Source organism: Bacillus sp. 3G2 (assembly GCF_044324725.1).
Classification (GTDB): Bacteria; Bacillota; Bacilli; order Bacillales; family Bacillaceae_G; genus Bacillus_A; species Bacillus_A mobilis.
This window is the reverse complement of the sequence record NZ_CP172246.1, coordinates 2,928,029-2,948,331: the sequence shown is the minus strand read 5'-3', so window position 1 is coordinate 2,948,331 and position 20,303 is coordinate 2,928,029. Positions and strand designations below refer to the sequence as shown.

The 20,303-nt window shown below is 35.0% G+C and carries 20 protein-coding genes and 1 riboswitch; of the genes, 18 read left to right on the top strand and 2 right to left on the bottom strand.

Translation table 11 applies throughout. The features are described from left to right. The first annotated feature begins 34 nt into the window (after nucleotides 1-34). A riboswitch (SAM riboswitch) is annotated at nucleotides 35-136 on the top strand. A gap of 88 nt (nucleotides 137-224) precedes the next feature. Further along, nucleotides 225-1,430: a M20 family metallopeptidase gene (locus tag ACHZK0_RS15135; protein ID WP_395760587.1), complete on the top strand. Its 1,206-nt coding sequence runs from the start codon at nucleotides 225-227 to the stop codon at nucleotides 1,428-1,430. 168 nt (nucleotides 1,431-1,598) lie between these two features. Here ACHZK0_RS15135 and ACHZK0_RS15130 read toward each other — a convergent pair whose 3' ends face one another. Further along, on the bottom strand, nucleotides 1,599-2,039 hold the full coding sequence (locus ACHZK0_RS15130; protein ID WP_001178569.1) for an Lrp/AsnC family transcriptional regulator: 441 nt from the start codon (nucleotides 2,037-2,039) through the stop codon (nucleotides 1,599-1,601). Nucleotides 2,040-2,208: 169 nt separating this feature from the next. On the opposite strand from ACHZK0_RS15130, the gene ACHZK0_RS15125 reads away from it, so the two are divergent. From ACHZK0_RS15125 to ACHZK0_RS15105, 5 genes are all read left to right on the top strand, one after another. Next, nucleotides 2,209-2,973 (top strand): SDR family oxidoreductase, encoded by a 765-nt coding sequence (locus ACHZK0_RS15125; RefSeq protein WP_270606452.1) that lies wholly within the window; start codon nucleotides 2,209-2,211, stop codon nucleotides 2,971-2,973. Between the two features lie 282 nt (nucleotides 2,974-3,255). Then, entirely contained in the window at nucleotides 3,256-3,852 is a 597-nt protein-coding gene (locus ACHZK0_RS15120; protein WP_395760586.1) for a TetR/AcrR family transcriptional regulator, read from the top strand. A 62-nt stretch (nucleotides 3,853-3,914) separates the two neighbouring features. Next, nucleotides 3,915-5,057, top strand: a complete 1,143-nt coding sequence (locus ACHZK0_RS15115; protein WP_395760585.1) for an MFS transporter — start codon at nucleotides 3,915-3,917, stop codon at nucleotides 5,055-5,057. A gap of 468 nt (nucleotides 5,058-5,525) precedes the next feature. Then, nucleotides 5,526-6,092 (top strand): TetR/AcrR family transcriptional regulator, encoded by a 567-nt coding sequence (locus ACHZK0_RS15110; RefSeq protein ID WP_063259541.1) that lies wholly within the window; start codon nucleotides 5,526-5,528, stop codon nucleotides 6,090-6,092. Between the two features lie 58 nt (nucleotides 6,093-6,150). Continuing rightward, nucleotides 6,151-8,007, top strand: a complete 1,857-nt coding sequence (locus ACHZK0_RS15105) for an alpha/beta fold hydrolase (RefSeq protein WP_395760584.1) — start codon at nucleotides 6,151-6,153, stop codon at nucleotides 8,005-8,007. A gap of 222 nt (nucleotides 8,008-8,229) precedes the next feature. Here the strand turns inward: ACHZK0_RS15105 and ACHZK0_RS15100 are convergent, their stop codons facing one another. Next, a complete protein-coding gene (locus ACHZK0_RS15100; protein WP_270341742.1) occupies nucleotides 8,230-9,309 on the bottom strand; it encodes a hypothetical protein in 1,080 nt (359 codons plus the stop codon). A 688-nt stretch (nucleotides 9,310-9,997) separates the two neighbouring features. Between ACHZK0_RS15100 and ACHZK0_RS15095 the strand changes: the two genes are divergently transcribed. The 12 genes from ACHZK0_RS15095 to ACHZK0_RS15040 all read left to right on the top strand — a co-directional run bounded on the left by ACHZK0_RS15095 (nucleotide 9,998) and on the right by ACHZK0_RS15040 (nucleotide 20,303). Further along, nucleotides 9,998-10,507: a DinB family protein gene (locus tag ACHZK0_RS15095; RefSeq protein WP_395760583.1), complete on the top strand. Its 510-nt coding sequence runs from the start codon at nucleotides 9,998-10,000 to the stop codon at nucleotides 10,505-10,507. Nucleotides 10,508-11,042: 535 nt separating this feature from the next. Further along, nucleotides 11,043-11,348, top strand: a complete 306-nt coding sequence (gene arsR, locus ACHZK0_RS15090) for an arsenical resistance operon transcriptional regulator ArsR (protein WP_076870433.1) — start codon at nucleotides 11,043-11,045, stop codon at nucleotides 11,346-11,348. 60 nt (nucleotides 11,349-11,408) lie between these two features. Next, nucleotides 11,409-11,846: an ArsI/CadI family heavy metal resistance metalloenzyme gene (locus ACHZK0_RS15085; RefSeq protein WP_270607841.1), complete on the top strand. Its 438-nt coding sequence runs from the start codon at nucleotides 11,409-11,411 to the stop codon at nucleotides 11,844-11,846. Nucleotides 11,847-11,864: 18 nt separating this feature from the next. Then, nucleotides 11,865-12,905 carry an ACR3 family arsenite efflux transporter gene (arsB, locus tag ACHZK0_RS15080; protein WP_098363902.1) on the top strand — a complete coding sequence of 347 codons (1,041 nt, stop codon included), beginning with the start codon at nucleotides 11,865-11,867 and terminating at the stop codon, nucleotides 12,903-12,905. A gap of 25 nt (nucleotides 12,906-12,930) precedes the next feature. Next, nucleotides 12,931-13,335 (top strand): arsenate reductase (thioredoxin), encoded by a 405-nt coding sequence (gene arsC, locus ACHZK0_RS15075; protein ID WP_270607838.1) that lies wholly within the window; start codon nucleotides 12,931-12,933, stop codon nucleotides 13,333-13,335. Between the two features lie 140 nt (nucleotides 13,336-13,475). Continuing rightward, nucleotides 13,476-14,306, top strand: a complete 831-nt coding sequence (locus tag ACHZK0_RS15070; protein ID WP_270607837.1) for a GNAT family N-acetyltransferase — start codon at nucleotides 13,476-13,478, stop codon at nucleotides 14,304-14,306. A gap of 56 nt (nucleotides 14,307-14,362) precedes the next feature. Then, entirely contained in the window at nucleotides 14,363-15,346 is a 984-nt protein-coding gene (locus tag ACHZK0_RS15065) for a phosphotransferase (RefSeq protein ID WP_395760582.1), read from the top strand. A 54-nt stretch (nucleotides 15,347-15,400) separates the two neighbouring features. After that, nucleotides 15,401-16,000, top strand: a complete 600-nt coding sequence (locus ACHZK0_RS15060) for a DJ-1/PfpI family protein (RefSeq protein ID WP_262742750.1) — start codon at nucleotides 15,401-15,403, stop codon at nucleotides 15,998-16,000. 349 nt (nucleotides 16,001-16,349) lie between these two features. Then, the gene (locus ACHZK0_RS15055; RefSeq protein WP_395760581.1) at nucleotides 16,350-17,099 is read left to right on the top strand and encodes a metal ABC transporter ATP-binding protein; all 750 of its coding nucleotides are present in this window, start codon (nucleotides 16,350-16,352) and stop codon (nucleotides 17,097-17,099) included. Beyond that, nucleotides 17,096-17,962: a metal ABC transporter permease gene (locus ACHZK0_RS15050; protein WP_000706185.1), complete on the top strand. Its 867-nt coding sequence runs from the start codon at nucleotides 17,096-17,098 to the stop codon at nucleotides 17,960-17,962. Before ACHZK0_RS15055 ends, ACHZK0_RS15050 begins: the two co-directional genes overlap by 4 nt. A 17-nt stretch (nucleotides 17,963-17,979) precedes the next feature. Next, the gene (mntA, locus tag ACHZK0_RS15045) at nucleotides 17,980-18,915 is read left to right on the top strand and encodes a manganese ABC transporter substrate-binding protein/adhesin MntA (protein WP_395760580.1); all 936 of its coding nucleotides are present in this window, start codon (nucleotides 17,980-17,982) and stop codon (nucleotides 18,913-18,915) included. Nucleotides 18,916-19,418: 503 nt separating this feature from the next. Then, nucleotides 19,419-20,303 carry an alpha/beta fold hydrolase gene (locus tag ACHZK0_RS15040; protein ID WP_395760579.1) on the top strand — a complete coding sequence of 295 codons (885 nt, stop codon included), beginning with the start codon at nucleotides 19,419-19,421 and terminating at the stop codon, nucleotides 20,301-20,303.

The window sequence follows — 20,303 nt, the reverse complement described above, 5'->3', positions numbered from 1 at the left end:
AGAATGAATGTAATTTAATATAATTTTATGAAAATTCTTATCACGAGAGGTGGAGGGACTGGCCCTATGATACCTCGGCAGCGGATTCGTTATGAATACTGTGCCAATTCCAGCAAGGTAACTTGAAAGATAAGAAAGAAGCTCATTTTGACTGTATATGCAGAAGCCTCTTTCTATCTTTTAGAAAGAGGCTTTTTTATGTGAAAATATAAGGGGGAAGAAAAATGGGAGCGACAGGAGTAACGTCACAAAGAAAAACAATTGAAGAGAGTATTGAAAGAAATAAGGAAAAGTACATAGAAACAAGTCACGATATTCATGCGAATCCGGAGATTGGTAACCAAGAGTTTTACGCATCAAGAACGTTGAGTTTATTACTAGGAAGCGCAGGTTTTCAATTACAACACAATATAGCTGGACATGAAACAGGTTTTATCGCGCGAAAAAGTTCAGGAAAACAAGGACCAGTTATCGCATTTTTAGCTGAGTATGACGCTTTACCAGGACTAGGTCATGCGTGTGGTCACAATTTAATTGGCACAATTAGCGTTGCGGCTGCAATCGCATTATCAGAAACGCTTGAAGAAATTGGCGGGGAAGTTGTCGTATTCGGAACGCCAGCAGAAGAAGGCGGGCCAAACGGTAGCGCAAAATCGAGTTATGTAAAAGCTGGTTTATTTAAAGATGTTGATGCGGCACTTATGATTCATCCGAGCGGAAAAACAGCGACAACGAGTCCGTCACTAGCAGTCGATCCACTTGATTTTCACTTTTACGGAAAAACAGCTCACGCCGCAGCTTCACCAGAAGAAGGAATTAACGCATTAGATGCAATTATCCAGCTGTATAACAGCATTAATGCACTTCGCCAACAACTTCCGTCAGACGTGAAAATTCATGGCGTTATTACTGAGGGCGGAAAAGCGCCTAACATTATTCCTGACTATGCCGCAGCAAGGTTCTTCATTCGCGCAGCAACAAGAAAAAGATGTGCGGAAGTAACAGAAAAAGTAAAAAATATCGCACAAGGAGCAGCGCTAGCAACAGGTGCGAAAGTAAAAATCCATCAATTCCAAAATGAAATCGATGAACTACTCGTAACAAAAATATATAACGACATCGTAGCTGAAGAACTAGAATTACTAGGTGAAGATGTAAATCGTAAAGAAAGAATCGGCATCGGCTCAACCGACGCAGGAAACGTAAGTCAAGTCGTACCAACAATTCACCCATACATTAAAATCGGTCCAGACAATTTAATTGCGCATACGAATGAATTTAGAGAAGCAGCACGTTCAGAACTTGGAGATAAAGCATTAATTACATCAGCAAAAGCACTAGCAAATACGGCGTATCGATTAATTACGGAAGAAGGACTGTTAGAGAAGGTGAAGGAAGAGTTTAGAGAGGCGCAGAGGAATCAAGGGTAAGGGGATTAAGGTGCTTTTTTCGAATACAATCTAATTAATAAGTAGAGATATAAAAAAGAACATTGAAAATCAATGTTCTTTTTTTTGTTTACTAATCATTGATTTTGTTGGTTTTTCTCACAAAGAAAAAACTTTTACTGTTAGCGGAGGATAATACGTATCCCTTTATCAGAACGACAATTTCTCCTCAAACTCACTCTTTAAAACAATTAAAGGAGACGATAATCCAAATTGCATTAAAGAGTCTAAAAATGCAGCTAGAGAATCCATCGAATCGCTCATGACCTTCATCATATAATTAAATTCCCCGCTAATTCGATATAAATCTGTTACTTCAGGAGCGGCATTACAATATTGGATAAAATCAGAGCATTGGCTCGTTTTAAACATGATGAATGCTTGAATGTTTTTATTAATTTTAGAAGGCTCAAATTTCGTTCGGTATGCAGCTATAACACCTTGATCTTCAAGTTTATTAATACGTTCTTTTACAGCAGGTTGCGTCATGGATATAATTCGCCCTATTTCTGAAACAGAAATTCTCGCATTTTCATATAACAAGTTCATTATTTTATGGTCAATTTCATCCAGTTTTACTGCATTTTGCATTGGGTTATCTCCCTTGATTTATTTTCTAAAGTAAATTGTGATTTATAACTATAATATCATAAGTGAAGGAACTAAATTACCTATAAATTTATATTTAAAATGATTGGTGTTTACATGAAAATATAAGTATAGATTTTTATTAAACGGAAATTTAGGAAGGATGGAAAAAATGAAGAATCTTGATGGGAAAGTAGCGTTAGTAACAGGGGCGAGTCGCGGTATTGGTCGGGCGATTGCGATGAGATTGGCAAACGACGGTGCATTAGTTGCAATTCACTACGGCCGAAATAAAGTAGCTGCAGATGAAACAATTCGTGAGATTGAATCTAATGGAGGAGAGGCATTCTTAATTGAAGCAGACCTCAATTCAATGGATGGTGTTAAAAAGCTAGTAGAACAATTAAAGAATGAATTACAAATAAGAGTTGGTACAGCAGAGATTGATATTTTAGTAAATAATGCAGGGATAGGTACACAAGGGACGATTGAAAATACGACAGAAGAAATTTTTGATGAAATTATGTCTGTAAATATGAAAGCACCATTCTTCTTAATTCAGCAAACATTACCGTTACTACGAGTAGAAGGGCGCATTATTAACATTTCATCAGCTGAAGTACGACTTGGTTTTACAGGGTCTATTGCATACGGTTTAAGTAAAGGTGCACTAAATACGATGACACTTCCTCTAGCTAAACATCTTGGTGAAAGAGGTATAACAGTGAATACAATTATGCCTGGATATACGAAGACAGATATAAATGCGAAATTGCTAGATGATCCTGAAATACGAAGTTTTGCTACGAATTCATCTGTTTTCGGGCGAATAGGGCAAGTTGAAGATGTTGCAGATGCAGTAGCATTCCTTGCTTCTTCTGATAGTCGCTGGGTAACGGGGCAAATTTTAGATGTTTCTGGAGGGTTTTGTTTATAGGGGCACTACTTCATACACATCAAGCTAATCAAGTGAATTACTAGTTATGAAACGATCCTTGTTTCATAACTAGTAATTTATAGAAAGGTAGGGATGATAAAGAAGTCTATTAAAACGTGATTTTTTCGCTAGGAAACTTGAATAAGGGGGCTATTTTTCATTATTCGTAATCTAAAATAATCAAATTTTATTTTACAGTAACATTAAAATAAAATTATTGACCGTGTGGTACAAAATGGAGTATTCTATTCATGTTATCTTTAAAATGAGAGGAGGATACGATTGAATAAACGCGGCAGACCTCGAGAGTTTGATTATTCCTCAATTGTAGATGTTGCAATGAAAACATTTTGGTTAAGAGGATATGAAGGGTGTTCTACACAAGATTTATGCAGTGATACAGGACTTGGAAAAGGAAGTTTATACAATACTTTCGGTAGTAAACATGAACTGTATAAACAAGTATTAGAACGCTACCATGAAATTGGGATTAAGGAACAAAGGAAATTGTTACATACTCCAATTCCAGTTAAAGAACGATTAAGTAATTTTTTTGAATGGGCATTGAAAGAAGACTTTGAGAATATGGATCAAAAAGGATGTTTATTGATTAATGCCAGTATAGAAAGTGCTAAAAACGATTTAATGGTACAAGAAATTTTCTCGAAGCATGTTGAACTTCTTAAACAAGCTATTGAAACAGTGATGGAGGAAGGATTGCAAACAGGTGAAATTTCAAAGAAGCAATCAGCTGAGGAATTAGCTAGTCTGCTTTTAAGCAGTTATTACGGATTCCGTGTTCTTAATGTATCGATGCAAAATCGGATGTTGTCTGAACAAGTTATCAAAGGAACAGTAGAGTCTATTTGTGGCGCTTAGTGCGCTCTTTTTTTGCACTATTTTTGTACCAATCATTACAATAATAAACAAGGAGTGTTTTTATGCCATCGATTATTTATTTATTAGCTTTAGCAATCTTTTGTATGACTACATCAGAATTTATGGTTGCAGGTATGATGAATGAACTTGCTCTTGCATTCCAGGTTTCTGTATCATCTATTGGGTATTTAATTTCAGCTTATGCAGGAGCAATGGTAATAGGAGGCCCCATTTTAACTGCAATCCTCTTACGGATGCGCAGCAAACAAGCATTATTGTTTTTAATGTTCGTATTTTTAATTGGTCAATCGCTCGGAGCTATTGCTTGGAACTATGATATTATGATGATTTCACGTATTATAACTGGTATTGCTTCAGCTTCAGCTTTTGGAGTTGCGATTTCCTTTTCTGCAACATTGGTCCACTCTGATTCAAGGGGAAAAGCTGCATCAATTGTACTTGCAGGTTTAATGTTCGCAACTGTATTAGGTTTACCTATAACAACCGTTATTTCGCAATATTTTGGCTGGCGTATTAGTTTTGGGGCTGTTTCTGTTCTTGTGCTAGTATCAGGGATTATGATTCAACGGTTGTTACCATCCTCTTCAAATAAAGAGCAATTAAATTGGAAAGACGAACTTCTGCGATTTAAGAATATTCATCTTTGGGCAGCTTACGTAACAAGTATGTTCATTATTGGTGGTACGTTTGCAGCATTTAGTTATTTCACTCCGATCTTTATAAATGTTACAGGATTTTCAAGCACAAGCATTCCATATTTACTTGCTCTCTATGGTAGTGCGACGGTAATTGGGAATATAATAATTGGCAAGTTCGCTGATAAATTTACAATGAAAATACTTATGGGTGGATTAATTATATTAATCATAGCGTTGTCTTTATTTGCTTTAAGTGCAGAGAATAAATACATTGCAGTTATTTCTACGATTTTTATTGGTTTAACTGGTGTAGCATTGAATCCAGCTATGGTTGCGAGGGTGATGAAAACAGCTAGTAATGGAATAATGATAAATACCGTTCATAGTTCTTTTATTACGCTAGGTATTGTTATTGGTTCGTCACTAGGTGGTCTTGGGATTAGTAAAGGATATGGTTTTGTATCTCCGCTATGGATTGGAGCTTGTTTAGCTATCCTTGGGGTAATTTCATTATTCCCATATTTACATAAGGGAAAGGCAGATTAAGATGTTTAAAATTTCTTTATATGAGGTATCGCCACATCACCATCAAGCTAATACTTTCATATCTCCCTAAATTAAAATTTTCTTTCTCTACAGATAGCTATTATTAGAAGTCTCTCATTTTTTCGTTTTGGGTGCGTTTCTTTTTCTTAAGTTGAGGGGCATGGGGTCAGTTCAACTTTATCCCGCTTTAATGGGCAGTAAGACCCCCACCTCAAAATGCAGCGAAAGCAAAGAAGTTAGGTGGGGGATCAACTGCCCATAAAAGTCCGATTGGTTCAACTAATAATCATTGGGGGATGAAGAAAACCCCCAATGAATAAAGTTTCACTTTATTCAAAATAAGATTTTTTTGCAGTAAAATCAATGTTAGTGGAACTTTTTTAATTAAATTTTTTTCAAAATTAACATAAATGCTTGCAACATTTAAATTAGTACTATATAGTTCTAGTTATGACAAAGGTAAAATTAATGAATCAAAAACGTGTGATTGAAGTAGCTGCAACATTATTTTTAGAAAAAGGGTTTGCTTATACAAGTATGGATGAATTAGTACGTGTAAGTAAAGTTTCAAAGTCTAATGTGTATTATCACTTTTCTAATAAGGAAGTATTATTAGAAGGGGTCGTTGATTATTGGATTGAAATGTATCAATCTGCAATTGATGACGTACTTTCTCAGACCCAATTTTTAGTTGAAGATCGTATCCAACTGTTTTTAAAACAATTATCACAAGGAGTTCAGTCGAGAGAGTATAAGGGGAGCTGTCCATTTATTACTCTTTATATTCAAAGTCCTAAACAGGCCACGCAAATAAAAGAAAAAATAGGTCTTTTTTTTACAGGATTACAAAAGAAAGTTTCTCTATTACTTAAACAAGGGGTAGAGAATGGAGAATTCAGAAATACGATTAATATTGATGAGGTTGCATCACTTTTTATTACAAATCTTGAAGGAGCGTTATTTATTTCAGAAACATTGAAGGATGCAACTGTAATCACGAAAACAGCAGATCATTTTTTAAAATTGCTTCGATAAAAGAAGCATTTTTTTTACATTAAATTAGTACTGATTAGTACTAAAAGGGGGATTTTATATGAGAACAGTATTTTTAACTGGTGGAACAGGCTTTATTGGAAAGCAATTAGTGAAAGAATTAGCCAAAGAAGATGTTAAAATTCTTCTTTTAGTAAGGTCGAAAAGTAAAGCAATACGCATTTTTCAAGAAAGAGGCATCTTAAAAAAGGCAGTTATGCACTTTATTGAAGGTGATTTGACGAAAATAGATTTAGGTCTAAGTGCTGAAGATAAGGAGAGGGTATTGAAAACGGATGTGATTATTCACGCAGGAGGCCCCATGGATATTCAAACGACAAGTAAAGAGGCAGCGTCCGTATTTTTAAATGGCGCCAAACACATTAGTGAATTAGCTAAAAGTATTCATCAATTGAAGGGCTTGCAACAATTTATTCATGTTGTAGGTTATATGAGTCCCTTTGATGATAAAAATAGCAAGATTGCAATTGATGTGTTTCAAGAAGGAAATAATTATTTGAAAATAAAAAATCCATATGAGAGAACAAAATTTTTAGCAGATCTTTATATCCGTCAGCACGCATCAGCAGTAGGTTATCCGCTTTCGGTAATTAATCCGCCAACTGTAGTCGGTAGTAGTAAAACAGGGGGTACAGAGCAGATAGCAGGATTAGGTTTGCTTGTGATGAGTATGCGAAGAGGGCTCATGCCAGTGATTCCTGGAGGTAAGGGATATAGGTTACCACTTATTTCAAACGATGAGCTTGCGAAGTTTATTGTGCAGGTTTTCAGATTGGAACAACCGACTATTCAAACATATACACTTGTTGAAGACAAACAGCACGATCAGAACATTGCTGAATTATTAAGTATTATGTCGGAAAGTATGAATATGAGGGCACCAAAAATCTCTGTCCCAATGCCACTTATGAAAGCAATTATGAATAGTGGGGTAAGTAAAATAACAAAAATTCCTTCTGATGGACTGAATTTTATTACAAAACGAAAATTTTCAAATGTTTCAGCGAAAAAAATTATGGGAGTAGATTGGTTTAAGAAGACGAGTGTAATGAAATTTTTCCCTGCCGTAGTAGCTGATCTGGATTATCGAATGATGTATCAAAATGGCCAGCATAATCATTTATTTAAACGAACATTATGCGATAACAATACCCTTTACCAATTACAAGGAGAGGGTAAACCGTTTATTTTATTACATGGTTTATTGAGTGATGGAGAGGATTTATTTCCTTTAGCACAAGAGCTTCATGAAAAAACTGGTCAACCTGTATGGATCTTGGATCTTCCAGGTTTGGGACGCTCTCCTTTTAAACGAGAGAAAAATCTTCTAGATGTCTATTTGAATGTAGTGAAAAAGTTATTGGAGAAAGCTACGAATGGTGCACATCTAATTGGCCATTCATTCGGTGCGTTTATTCTTCTGGAGGCATTGGTACAAGAGTACATAGATGAGAAGTATTCAATCACTTTACTTCAGCCACCTGTTGCTAAAAAAAATGCTAAATCGCTAAATGTTCCTCAATTTATGAACAAATGGACATTAAAATTGGCAACTACTAATTTGATAGAGCGATATTTATTAAGTAATGGTTTGTTTGAAAGTATGGAAAGCATCCCTGAACATTATATTAAAAAAATAAGTAACAGTTTTACTTCTCCTAGAATTTTAAATACTACGGTTCAGCTTAACAGTTTACTACTGAAAAACGATCAAGGTGATTTCAATGAAGTAACAAAGTATAATCTTCACATTATTTGGGGGGATTATGACAGAGGCTACTCTGCTCCATCGCATCTTGGTAAGGTTGATTTTGTTCCATATGGCCATCATTTTCCTCTTAGCCATCCGAGTGAAACGGCAACATTAGTAATAAAAAATAGTAATACTAGCAGATGAGAGTGTGGGATAAATAAAAGTGTGTAGTAAGATCGTTGTGTCTTTGAAATAAAGTCGTACTGTTTGGGGGCCACCTGATCTGTTAGGTTGATGGACATGGAGTACCGCCAACAAGACGCGAATTTTGCAGGCTAAGAAAAAAACAATAAGCTGTCCACATGGACAGCTTATTTACATAATTCTCGTTATTGGAAGTCAATGTTTCTGAGAATCTATAAAGTTCTAGCGCTTATTTTCAATTAGTTTTTCCAGTTCCTTTAAATACATTTCCATTCTCTGTTCTAGAATATCCTTATTTCCCATTTGCTGTTCAACCTTATAACTTAAATCCTCTTGTTTTAACAGCATATAATGTTCATGAATTTCTAATAAGATCCACAAAAGATATTCATCAATTAGTCTTTTATATAGAGAGTGGTCATTGCCTGCATACCCTTTAACAAAACCCTCTGCTATTCTGTCTAATACGTCTACACTGTTATCATAACCCCTATCTATATATCTTGGAGCGTTGGAATAAGAAGGGAGAAGAAGTTTATAACAAAAGTAAAAGTAACCAGCATACTTTACATCAAAATCTAATCTAGGATATGGATCAATAATAGAAACATTATCCTGGTGGAATACTATATTCTCAGGAGTAACATCTTGATTAACTAAAGATATTTTTTGTATCTTTTTTCCTCGAATAGAAAGGATATCCTGTATTTTTAATTCAACCTGTTTCCGATTGAATGTTAACTCTGAGTTACTTAGCTTTTCTAATGCTTTAAGATAAAAGTCATTATCTTGCTCCCATCTCTTTTGAATATCTAATGCTTCCTCCCCTTCTATATTGTCTTCGTTCCATATTAAATTTCCATACCCCTTTAGCATAGGATCTTTATCGTGCATCTCTTTATAAAATTTTCCCAACAACTGTCCTAAATATAATGATTTGTTATAGTCTAAGCTATGTAACGGCAGACTACTTCCCATAAAGCTTTCTACATTAAATATTATTTTTTCATCAATAAAGTATTTAAATTCGGTGGGACATATTCTCCAAATGCATTTGTTGGCTTGGTTATAATATGTTTTGGTTGATTCATATTCTGTAAGAAGGTGCTGTCTGGTGTAAGTTTGAAGCTGATTATATACTTTCTTTTTTTTAATTCTTATAACAAAATCTTGATTTGAAAATGTTTTTATTCTATAAACTTCATGCCATGCACCTTCTCCAACATGTATCAATTCTTTCAAATCATTTATCATTAATTGTTTTAAAATATAATCAATTTCTTTGTTAGTTAACTTTTGCATACGATATTTTCACCTCCGGATATATTTTCAAATAATTCAATTTTATCATAACTTCAATTTTTTCGTATGTATATCCTATACACTAATAGTTAACATAACGTCCTATTATCGGTAGCAAGTTTTTCATAGAATCCTTGTTTTTACTAAATTTTTTGTCTCTATGTCTATCTATCACTTATACAAGATCTTATACATCATTGATATAGCGGGGATTCTAGGGATCTTCGCTATTCTTTTTTGCATAAAATCTTGTATAAAAAAATAGTTAGATTAGTGTGTTTTACTCCGGTTCATTTCAAAATATAATTGAAAATTCATCTTTAAATTAAAAAAAGAAGTTGTTACCTTTATATATTAATATCTTCGAAATATTGTATAACAGATAATTTTTATCCCGCTTTAATGGGCAGTAAGACCCCCACCTCAAAATTCAGCGACAGCAAAGAAGTTAGGTGGGGGATCAACTGCCCATAAAAGTCCGATTGGTGAGGGCTGATTAAGTTTCACTTTATGCAACTATTGATTAGCATTGCTTATTGTGCTAACGAATCAGGCTAGTGTGGCGACCGACAAACTAAATAGTTGCTTATCCTCAATTATTAGAAGGAAAGCTCTATCATTTCGAGAATTTATTAGACATAGACGAGTGCTATAATTTTCTATATCTACATATAAGAGGTGACTACGCATGAATCAAAGACCGTCAGAAGAAGAATACGCCGGGAACTCCGGCGAATATATCCGTTTGGTACCGGACGGTAACATCATCGACATTCTGCTTACCCAGGAAAAGCAAATGACCGAGCTCCTGGCATCGTTGACCGAAAGCCAGGCCGCATATCGGTATGCGGAAGGAAAATGGACTCTGAAAGAAGTCGTGGGCCACATTGCAGACGCGGAACGCGTCATGACCTACCGCCTGCTCCGGTTCGCAAGAGGGGACCAGACGTCTCTGACTGGTTTCGATCAGGAATTGTTCATGCCTCCTTTCGGAAGTTGGACAACCGAGCAATTGGCCAAAGACTACCGGGCCGTACGGCAATCAACGATCACATTGCTGCGCGGGCTACCGGCGGAGGCGTGGACCCGAAAGGGCACAGCCAACAACCTAAGCATTACGGTGCGCGCCCTCGCGTACGGTATTGCAGGACACGAACTTCATCACATGGGGGTCATCCGAAATCGGTACTTGAGTTAATCGTCGGCTGAGGCCTTTGGAATGGAACTAACACCTCTCATACAACCTTAGATACCGTTCTTATTGGGGTCTCGCCCCACAACCATCAACTTAAGGATTTAGATTATTTTTGAAATTAAAAGCACATTACTATTCTCTTATGTTAATGAGAAAGGGTGACGTGCTTTTTATGAATATGCACCAAAAACAAGAGTTATCTTTATTTGCCAAAGCGTTATATCGATTTTTTTCATTTGGGGGTATTTGTTTTTCTTAGCTTGATGGTGATGAAGCACTACTCTATAATGGTCAAATTAAAATTTAAAACAGTTATAGAGACTCCATTCCTCGGAAATATTGTAACTATTAAGTTGTAAAAAGAACCGTAGTTTTTCATTTTTGAAGAAGCTATGGTCTTTTTTAATTGTAACAAAGATAGGATGCGAGGAAGTTTTTTTAATAAATCAAAAAAACTTGATGAATTAGTTGCATAAAGAACTAAACAGCGTATATACTATAAATATCAAAAAAAGTTGATGAAGGGAAGTGAACTACAGTGACACAAGATTTTCAGTTATATGAGAAAAAATTCAAAGCGTTGGCGGATCAAAAGCGTTTAGAGATTATGTATGAACTTTGCCAGCGAGGCCAGACTTGTGTATGTGATTTAACAGAGATTTTTGAAATGACGCAATCTAAGTTGTCCTATCACTTAAAGATTTTATTAGATGCAGGTTTAATTGTAAAAGAAACAAAAGGTACGTGGAGTTATTATGATTTAAATGATGCGGAAGTAAATAATTTATTATCAGAAGAATTATGTTGTATCTTTAGAAAAACAGGCAAAGGTAGCTGTTGTTAAAATTTTGCACTATTAATCAAAAAAAATTGATTAATAACAAATAAAGAGGAGGAATAAGCTATGAGATATGTTCACGTTGGTATAAATGTTACAGATTTAGAGAAATCTATCGAATTCTACGAAAAGGTATTTGGTGTGTCAGCAGTTAAGGTGAAAGTAGATTATGCAAAATTTTTATTAGAGACGCCAGGACTTAATTTCACGCTGAACGTAAGAGATGAAGTGAAGGGAAATCAAGTAAATCATTTCGGTTTCCAAGTGGATACAGCTGAAGAAATTACATTTCATAAAGAAAGATTAGAAAAAGAAGGGTTCTTTGCGCGTGATGAGATGGATACGACTTGTTGCTATGCGGTTCAAGATAAGTTTTGGGTAACGGATCCTGACGGGAACGAGTGGGAATTCTTTTATACAAAAGCACAGAGTGATGTTCATAAAATTGAAGATCCATCTTGTTGCACGACTTCTAACGTAGTAGAAAAAAATTCTTGTTGTTAATAGGAGATGGAAAATAAAATGAAACGTTTATCTTTTCTAGATCGATATTTAACACTATGGATTTTTCTAGCTATGGCTGTTGGGATTGGTTTAGGGTTTGTATTTCCTAGTGTAGTAGACGGACTGAATACATTACAAGTTGGAACAACGTCTATCCCGCTAGCTGTCGGTTTAATTGTCATGATGTATCCACCATTAGCAAAGGTTCGTTACGAGGAAATGGGCCGAGTATTTAAAGATGTAAAAGTATTGGTTTTATCTTTAGTACAAAACTGGATTATTGGACCTGTACTTATGTTTGTTTTAGCAATTATTTTTCTTCCGGATAAGCCAGAATACATGGTCGGACTCATTATGATTGGTTTAGCACGTTGTATTGCAATGGTAATTGTTTGGAACGACCTTGCAGATGGGGATAAAGAGTATGCAGCAGGTTTAGTAGCTTTTAACTCAGTATTCCAAATGCTGTTCTTCTCCGTTTATGCATACGTGTTTGTAACAGTCATTCCAGAATGGTTAGGAATTGAAGGGGCTATTGTCGATATTACAATGGTAGAAGTGGCAAAATCCGTATTTATCTACTTGGGAATTCCTTTTATAGCAGGTATGTTAACACGTTTTGTACTTGTTAAGTTAAAAGGAAGACAATGGTATGAAAAGGTGTTTATACCGAAGATTAGTCCACTTACATTAGTTGCATTACTATTTACAATCATCGTTATGTTCTCTTTAAAAGGGGAAATGATTGTTAGCGTACCACTAGATGTAGTAAGAATAGCGATTCCATTATTAATCTATTTTATTGTGATGTTTTTTGTTTCTTTCTTTATGGGAAGAAAAATTGGTGCAAACTATCCAGTGACAACAACGTTAGCATTTACAGCAGGTAGTAATAACTTTGAGTTAGCGATTGCTGTAGCAGTTGGTGTGTTTGGTATTCATTCAGGCGCAGCATTTGCAGCTGTTATCGGGCCATTAGTTGAAGTACCTGTAATGATTGCACTTGTAAACGTCGCTTTTTGGTTTAAACGTAAATATTTTAATGATCAACCAGTATAATTTAAAAACAAAGGCGGAAAACAACATGGAAAACAAAAAGACAATTTATTTCTTATGCACAGGAAATTCATGCCGAAGCCAAATGGCAGAAGCATGGGGGAAACAATATTTAGGTGATAAGTGGAATGTATATTCTGCAGGTATTGAAGCACACGGAGTAAATCCAAATGCTATTAAAGCGATGAAAGAAGTAAATATTGATATAACGAATCAAACATCAGATATAATTGATGCAAACATTTTAAATAACGCTGACTTAGTCGTTACGCTTTGTAGTCATGCGGATTCTGTTTGTCCGTCTACACCTCCACACGTAAATCGTGTTCATTGGGGATTCGACGATCCAGCAGGAAAAGAGTGGTCTGAATTTCAACGTGTTCGTGATGAAATTGGAGAACGTATAAAACGATTTTCTAAAATAGGGGAGTAAATAAAGGAAAGAGCCAATCTTCTATTTTATAGGTATTGGCTCTTTTTTATTGATTTAAAACAAATGTTAAAATGAATAGAGAATATTCTGTCATGGTGGTAAAGTTAGAATAGAGCGGTTTCAGGAAGGTGGTTTAACATATGATTTCTGAATTAAACATGAATGATTTTTATAAATGTAACGGTTTAGTAAATGAAAAAGGGCAATTAGAAGTAAAGGCCGTAATTGCAGGGGTGAACCCTGGTCGTATATTTGTAGATAACATCTATTCTCCTAATTCAGGACTTATCTGGTTAGGGAATAATGATGGCTTCTTTTTTATAGGAAGTGCAGAAAATGAAAAGTTTAATAATGAAATGAATAGTTTTATTGATAATGTGATAGAACCTGAGGCGAGAAAGGCTGGACTAGATTGCTTTGAAGGAATCGGGAATCATTCAAAGTGGAATAAAACAATCGAAAGAATATTTCAGCATCGTAAATTAAAGAGTTGGAATCAAAGAGTGTATATGCTAAAGGAAGAGGATTATGAAGGTAATCATGAACCTAAAATTGAACAAGGGTACACAGTGCTGAAAATGAGCAAAACGCTTTATGAAAATCAAAGAGATTCATTGAAGAACATTGAGTTTTTACAATCAAAAATTTTAGAGTTTTGGTCTTCACCGGAGCGCTTTTTCAATGAGGGAATCGGTTATTGCATTGTCTACGATGATCTAATTGTGAGTGTTTGTTTTTCAGGGTTTGTATTTGAAAATATACATTGCATAGATATTGAAACAATAGAGGGGCACAAAGGGAAAAAATTAGCTCAAAAGATAGCTCATAGTTTTGTGAAAGATTGTTTGGAGAATGACATTATTCCATATTGGGACTGTATGGAATTGAACAAGCCTTCTGTCGCAGTTGTGGAAACTGTAGGGTTTACAAATGTTTTTAATTATGTAGGATATTATTTTCCTTTTGAGTAAATTAAGTGTATTTTACAAACCTATCATCGAGGATTTTTACATGTAAGGAGAATCGGATGAAACACATAATAAAAGACGTATTAATGAATTATTTTAAAGAAATTCATTCACTAGCAGTGGAGGAAGAATTACATAAGGATAGTTGGAATACCGATCTACACTATAAAATTATGGTGAATGGAAAGCGGTATTCCGCACGGTTTATGAATAGCAAGCGAACAATCAATCCAGCCTTTGGGGCGTTATCAAACGAACAACTGATAGAGCAAGTACGGTTTACCTATTATTTACGCGAACATGAAATTCCTTTTATGCAGATAAACAAGAATAGGGCAGGAGAGCCATTTACACTTGCCGCTTGGAATGATGAACAATACCGATTTGTATTGTCTAATTGGATTGAAGGAGAACATGTTACGCATTGTACAGAAGCTATCGCAAAAGCCTTCGGAAAGGAAGCAAGAAAGATTCATGATATTTCTAATGCATTTCAAAGCTCGATTTTTCAAAAGAAATCACATTTGGATGGGTATACCCAGTTTATTCATATGCTAGAAAGTAAGGCGAGCGCATGTAAGGAATTACGGGAGTATATAAATTTAGCTACATATCATATAGAGTGCGCATATACGAGTGAATTAGAGTTTATCGTACAGACAGATTTAAATCCTTTGAATGTTTTATGGGACTCAAGTCAACAGGTAAAAGGAATTGTAGATTTTGAATCTATTGGCTATGTAGACCGCATTGAAGGATTGTCCTTTTTAATAAAATGGTATTCTCGAACAGAAGGAATACATTCGCATGAAGTTTGTTCAAATATTGCTGGTGCATTTTTAGAAGGGTATAGGGCTCATAATATTGTAAGATCAAATGATTACAAAAGACTTTCTTCGTTACTATGGCTATCCGGTAGTTTGAATTGGAATTTTGTGAAGAAAACGCTAAATGTAATAAGTGATGAGAGGGAATTAGAAGAACATTTGGAAGTTTATAGAGTGAGAGGAGAAAGACTATCTTCATTATTAATTTGTACATAACATGTATGCTCCTAATTTGGGATTTAAAAAGAAACCATAGGAGGTGTTCAAAAAATGAAAATACAAATTGTATTGTTTGATGGTTTTGGAGAACTTGTCTCCTTTGCACCTTTTGAAGTATTAAACAGAGCGATAGAAGAAGGGGCTCCGTTTACAGTTGAATTCGTTTCCAATGAACCAAAACAAGAAGTTACTACTTCGTTTGGAGTTACAGTTAAATTACATGATTTTTTACGCATGGATAATCGTCCAGATTTGTTAATTGTACCTGGTGGTGGCTGGAATCATAAAGCTGAGAACGGGGCACGAAAGCAAGCAGAGATTGGTACTTTGACCAAAATGATTAGAGAGATGCACAATGAAGGAACGATTGTTGCTGGAGTTTGTACAGGAGGTATGCTACTAGCTGCTTCTGGTATATTGAATGGTAAAAAAGCGACGATGCACCATTTGGCGCAGAATGAAATGAGTGAATATGGGGCAGAGATTCTTCCTTACAGAATTGTGGATCAAGGGGATGTTATTACTGCAAGAGGAGTCACTTCAGGAGTTGATTTGGGACTTTGGATTACGGAAAAGTTCGCAAGTTCTAAAATTGCAGCTGCTGTTGAATATAGAATGGAATACGAGCGGCGAGGTGTTGTTTGGAAGTGATTTGACTGTAATCATAGTTTTACAGGTTTTAAAGAAAAAAGCCTACTCGTATGAGTGGGCTCTTTCGTTTATATACTACTATTTTTTACAGTAATATCCTTTCTGGAAGAGGATAGAATGGACAATGTATTTTGTTTCATAGTGATAATGATTTTTATTATATATTCATAAATTCGTAAAAAGTAGTTTACAAATTTGTATCCGGCTTATATAATTTGACTCATATAAAAAAGTTTCCTTGAGGAAACTTAATTGTGAATTTACATTCATATTATATTTTTTTGTTTAAAAGTTGCCTTTGTGCAAAATAATTATATGAATGAAAAAAAGAAGGAGGAACACATAAAAAATGGATAAGGCTATAATTGTCAAAGATTTGTTTGTATCCTATCAAGGGAATCAAGTAGTTCAAAATGTTTCTTTTGAAATTGGAAAAGGAAAACTCGTTGGAATTATTGGTCCAAATGGAGCGGGGAAATCTACTTTAATGAAAGCTGTATTAGATTTAATTCCGAATGATAAGGGATATGTTCAAATTCTTGGAGAGGGTATTCGAAGCGTTAGAAAGAGTGTCGCATATGTACCCCAAAGAAGTGATATAGATTGGGACTTCCCGATAACAGTTATAGATGTTGTGTTAATTGGAACATATCCATCTTTAGGGATGATGAAAAGACCGAAGAAAGGGGAGCGGGATTGGGCATTTGAATGTTTAAAGAAAGTCGGAATGGAAGAGTTTAAACATCGCCAAATTGGTGAGCTTTCAGGCGGACAACAGCAACGTGTCTTTTTGGCGAGAGCTTTAGCGCAAAAGGCGGAAATATTCTTCTTAGATGAACCGTTTGTTGGAATAGATGTAACAAGTGAAGAAACCATTATTAAAATCCTTAGGGAGTTACGTAAAGAAGGAAAAACAATTGTCGTTGTACATCATGATTTAAGTAAAGCAGAATCGTATTTTGATAAATTACTATTATTGAATAAAAGCTTAATTCATTATGGGGAAGTACGACAAGTATTAGAACCAACTGTTATGTCAAAAGCATATGTGAATCAAGGGATATTGTTTAATCATGCAACGGGGGTACATTCATCATGAAGATTGTAGAATTTATAGATGCGTTAACGCAGTACAGTTTTCTGCAGAAGGCGCTATTAACTTCCGTTATGGTAGGCGTGATTTGTGGGGTAATAGGATGTTTTATTATTTTACGAGGCATGGCATTAATGGGTGATGCAATCTCACATGCTGTTCTTCCCGGAGTAGCGCTTTCTTATATGATTGGTATGAACTATTTCATAGGGGCTGTTTTAACTGGTGTTATTACTGCAGTTGGAATTGGGTTTGTAAGTCAAAACAGTCGAATTAAGCATGATATGGCGATAGGGATTATGTTTACATCTGTTTTTGCCGTAGGGATTATTTTAATTACCTTTATGAAGAGTAGTTCTGATTTGTATCATATTTTATTCGGAAATGTCCTGTCAGTTCGTTCTTCTGATATGTGGATGACACTTATTATCGGAGTAGTCATTATTGGGCTTGTGATGCTGTTTTACAAAGAATTACTCGTATCCACTTTTGATCCAACGATGGCGCAAAGTTACGGATTACCGAATAAATGGATTCATTATGGCTTAATGATTCTACTTACAATGGTTACAGTAGCATCGCTTCAAACTGTAGGAATTATTTTAGTTGTCGCTATGCTTATTACACCAGCGGCTACAGCGTATTTATTAACAAATCGTTTATGGGTCATGATTTATTTAGCTGCAGGTATTGGTGCACTTTCATCTGTAGTAGGGCTATATTTTAGTTTCTCTTATAATCTTGCTTCAGGTGCAACAATTGTTCTTGTCGCAACATTCTTGTTCGCATTGGCATTCTTTTTCTCACCGTCACAAGGTTTGTTTTGGAGAGCTATCAAAATTAGAAAAAATAGAGCAGAGTTGTCATAATTGATTGGAGGATAAAGATGAAATTTAAAAATGTTTTATTATCGATACTTTGTATTTTCGTATTTGCATTAACAGCGTGTTCGAGTAACACCAATGGAAAAGAAGAGGGCAGTGGAAAATTAAAAGTTGTAACTACATACTCCATTATATATGATATGGTGAAGCAAATTGGTGGAGATAAAGTTGAGATTCATAGTCTTGTTCCGATTGGAGCTAACCCGCATGAATATGATCCACTACCAAAAGATGTTATGAAAATGACAGATGCAGATATGGTACTTTACAATGGATTAAACCTTGAAGAAGGCGGAGCATGGTTTAAAAAGCTATTAAAAACGGCAAATAAATCAGAGAAAGATGCACCTGTTTATAAAGTAAGTGAAGGTGTAGAAGCTATTTACTTAGAAACAAAAGGATTAGAAAAAGAACCAGACCCACATGCATGGATGAATATTAAAAATGGTATTGTATATGCTGAAAATGTGAAAAAGGCATTAATTAAAGAAGATCCTAAAAATAAAGAGTTCTATATTAAAAATGCCGACAAGTATGTAGCAGATCTTCAAAAGTTACACGATGAGACAGTGAATAGAATTCATCAAATTCCTGAAGAAAAACGTTTCTTAATCTCTAGTGAAGGTGCTTTTAAATACTTTGGAAAAGCATATGATATGAAGACGGGATACATTTGGGAAATTAACTCAGAAAACCAAGGTACGCCAGACCAAATTAGAGATGTTGTAAGTGTAATTCAAACAAACAAAGTGCCAGCGTTATTTGTTGAAACAAGTGTAGATCGACGTAGCATGGAAACTGTTTCAAAAGAAACAAACGTGCCGATTGCAGGGACAATTTTTACAGACTCACTAGGTAAATCAGGTGAGGATGGAGATACGTATTTGAAAATGATGAAATGGAATATAGATACAATTATTAATGGGTTACAAAAGTAAAATCTAGCTATTGAAGTTTTATCCCGCTTTAATGGGCAGTAAGACCCCCACCTCAAAATGCAGCGAAAGCAAAGAAAAGAAGTTAGGTGGGGGATCAACTGCCCATAAAAGTCCGATTGGTTCAACTAATAATCAATGTGGGATGAAGAAAACCCCCACTGATTAAAGTTTCACTTTATAAAATCAGAAAGAGCCAACTCATATGAATTGGCTCTTTCTTTTATGTATTATGTTTTATTAATAATTGGGCTGAATAGAACGTTGAAACATCACACATATGATAGACGTGTATTACAATTATTAAACTATATTAATTTCATAGGCGTGAAGATGTAATCTAACCATTAACTGAAATGATAAGTGTTTGGTGCTTTCTAACTCTCGTATTCTATAAAAATTATTTGCGAAAAAGGGAATTGGATAATTTTGTCGAATTCATTTATTCTGAAAAAACAATTTTGCATTGGAACTAATTTATATCTAACAATTAGAGGAGATTAAAAATGAATCACTTTTTTGTAGAATTTGGCGAATATGAAGCAAGTGTTTGTGAATGGGGAGATAAAAGTAATCCTCAAATCATTTGTTTTCATGGTTTAGGAAGTACAAAATTAAGTTTTATAGAAATAGCGGAACGTTTAAAAGGTAACTATCATATTGTATCGTTTGATCTACCGGGACATGGAAAAACACCAAATTTTGAGAAGGATGAAGATTACGGTGCATCCCATTTAACAAATTGGGTAGTAGCATTACTTGAGCACATAGGAAAAGAAACCTTTCATATATTAGCACATTCATGGGGCGCAAGCGTTGCGCTTCACTATGCAGCAGAATGTCCAGAAAAAGTGAATAACATGGTTTTGTTAGATGGTGGTTATCATCATGGTGAAATGAATGCAGATTATTTTGCGAAGCTATATAAAGATGCGAAAGAAGGAGAGTGCCCACCGCGGTCATTAGAAGAAGAAATCACCCATTACGAGAAAGATTTTAATGAATATACTTTTGACAGTAAAGAAGCGTTCATCCAATCAGAAAAAATGGTTTACACTAGATGGTCGCCATTAATAGAACGTGCGGTTTATGACTTAATGCGAGAAGAAGATAATAAAGTGAAATGGCATGCTACTGGCGATACCGCTAGAAGTGTGATTAAATTTCAATATACGGTGTATAAAACGTTGAAATCGCATAAAATTAAAAACGATATTTTATTATTGTATTGTGATCTTCCAGATAATTATTTAAAAATAAGAGAATTGCAAATTGCGGAATTTAAGAAGCATATTGATATTACGACTAAGCTTTACATAGATACAGGGCATTTAATGCATTGGGATAGACCAGAAGAGATTGCTGCGGATGTTTTACATTGGTTCATATAA

Excerpts from the sequence above, each read along its gene's own strand:
- ACHZK0_RS15135 (WP_395760587.1), top strand. The coding sequence starts at position 225 with ATGGGAGCGACAGGAGTAACGTCACAAAGAAAAACAATTGAAGAGAGT.
- ACHZK0_RS15130 (WP_001178569.1), bottom strand. The coding sequence starts at position 2,039 with ATGCAAAATGCAGTAAAACTGGATGAAATTGACCATAAAATAATGAAC.
- ACHZK0_RS15125 (WP_270606452.1), top strand. The coding sequence starts at position 2,209 with ATGAAGAATCTTGATGGGAAAGTAGCGTTAGTAACAGGGGCGAGTCGC.
- ACHZK0_RS15115 (WP_395760585.1), top strand. The coding sequence starts at position 3,915 with ATGCCATCGATTATTTATTTATTAGCTTTAGCAATCTTTTGTATGACT.
- ACHZK0_RS15110 (WP_063259541.1), top strand. The coding sequence starts at position 5,526 with ATGAATCAAAAACGTGTGATTGAAGTAGCTGCAACATTATTTTTAGAA.
- ACHZK0_RS15105 (WP_395760584.1), top strand. The coding sequence starts at position 6,151 with ATGAGAACAGTATTTTTAACTGGTGGAACAGGCTTTATTGGAAAGCAA.
- ACHZK0_RS15100 (WP_270341742.1), bottom strand. The coding sequence starts at position 9,309 with ATGCAAAAGTTAACTAACAAAGAAATTGATTATATTTTAAAACAATTA.
- ACHZK0_RS15095 (WP_395760583.1), top strand. The coding sequence starts at position 9,998 with ATGAATCAAAGACCGTCAGAAGAAGAATACGCCGGGAACTCCGGCGAA.
- ACHZK0_RS15085 (WP_270607841.1), top strand. The coding sequence starts at position 11,409 with ATGAGATATGTTCACGTTGGTATAAATGTTACAGATTTAGAGAAATCT.
- arsB (WP_098363902.1), top strand. The coding sequence starts at position 11,865 with ATGAAACGTTTATCTTTTCTAGATCGATATTTAACACTATGGATTTTT.
- arsC (WP_270607838.1), top strand. The coding sequence starts at position 12,931 with ATGGAAAACAAAAAGACAATTTATTTCTTATGCACAGGAAATTCATGC.
- ACHZK0_RS15070 (WP_270607837.1), top strand. The coding sequence starts at position 13,476 with ATGATTTCTGAATTAAACATGAATGATTTTTATAAATGTAACGGTTTA.
- ACHZK0_RS15065 (WP_395760582.1), top strand. The coding sequence starts at position 14,363 with ATGAAACACATAATAAAAGACGTATTAATGAATTATTTTAAAGAAATT.
- ACHZK0_RS15060 (WP_262742750.1), top strand. The coding sequence starts at position 15,401 with ATGAAAATACAAATTGTATTGTTTGATGGTTTTGGAGAACTTGTCTCC.
- ACHZK0_RS15055 (WP_395760581.1), top strand. The coding sequence starts at position 16,350 with ATGGATAAGGCTATAATTGTCAAAGATTTGTTTGTATCCTATCAAGGG.
- ACHZK0_RS15050 (WP_000706185.1), top strand. The coding sequence starts at position 17,096 with ATGAAGATTGTAGAATTTATAGATGCGTTAACGCAGTACAGTTTTCTG.
- mntA (WP_395760580.1), top strand. The coding sequence starts at position 17,980 with ATGAAATTTAAAAATGTTTTATTATCGATACTTTGTATTTTCGTATTT.
- ACHZK0_RS15040 (WP_395760579.1), top strand. The coding sequence starts at position 19,419 with ATGAATCACTTTTTTGTAGAATTTGGCGAATATGAAGCAAGTGTTTGT.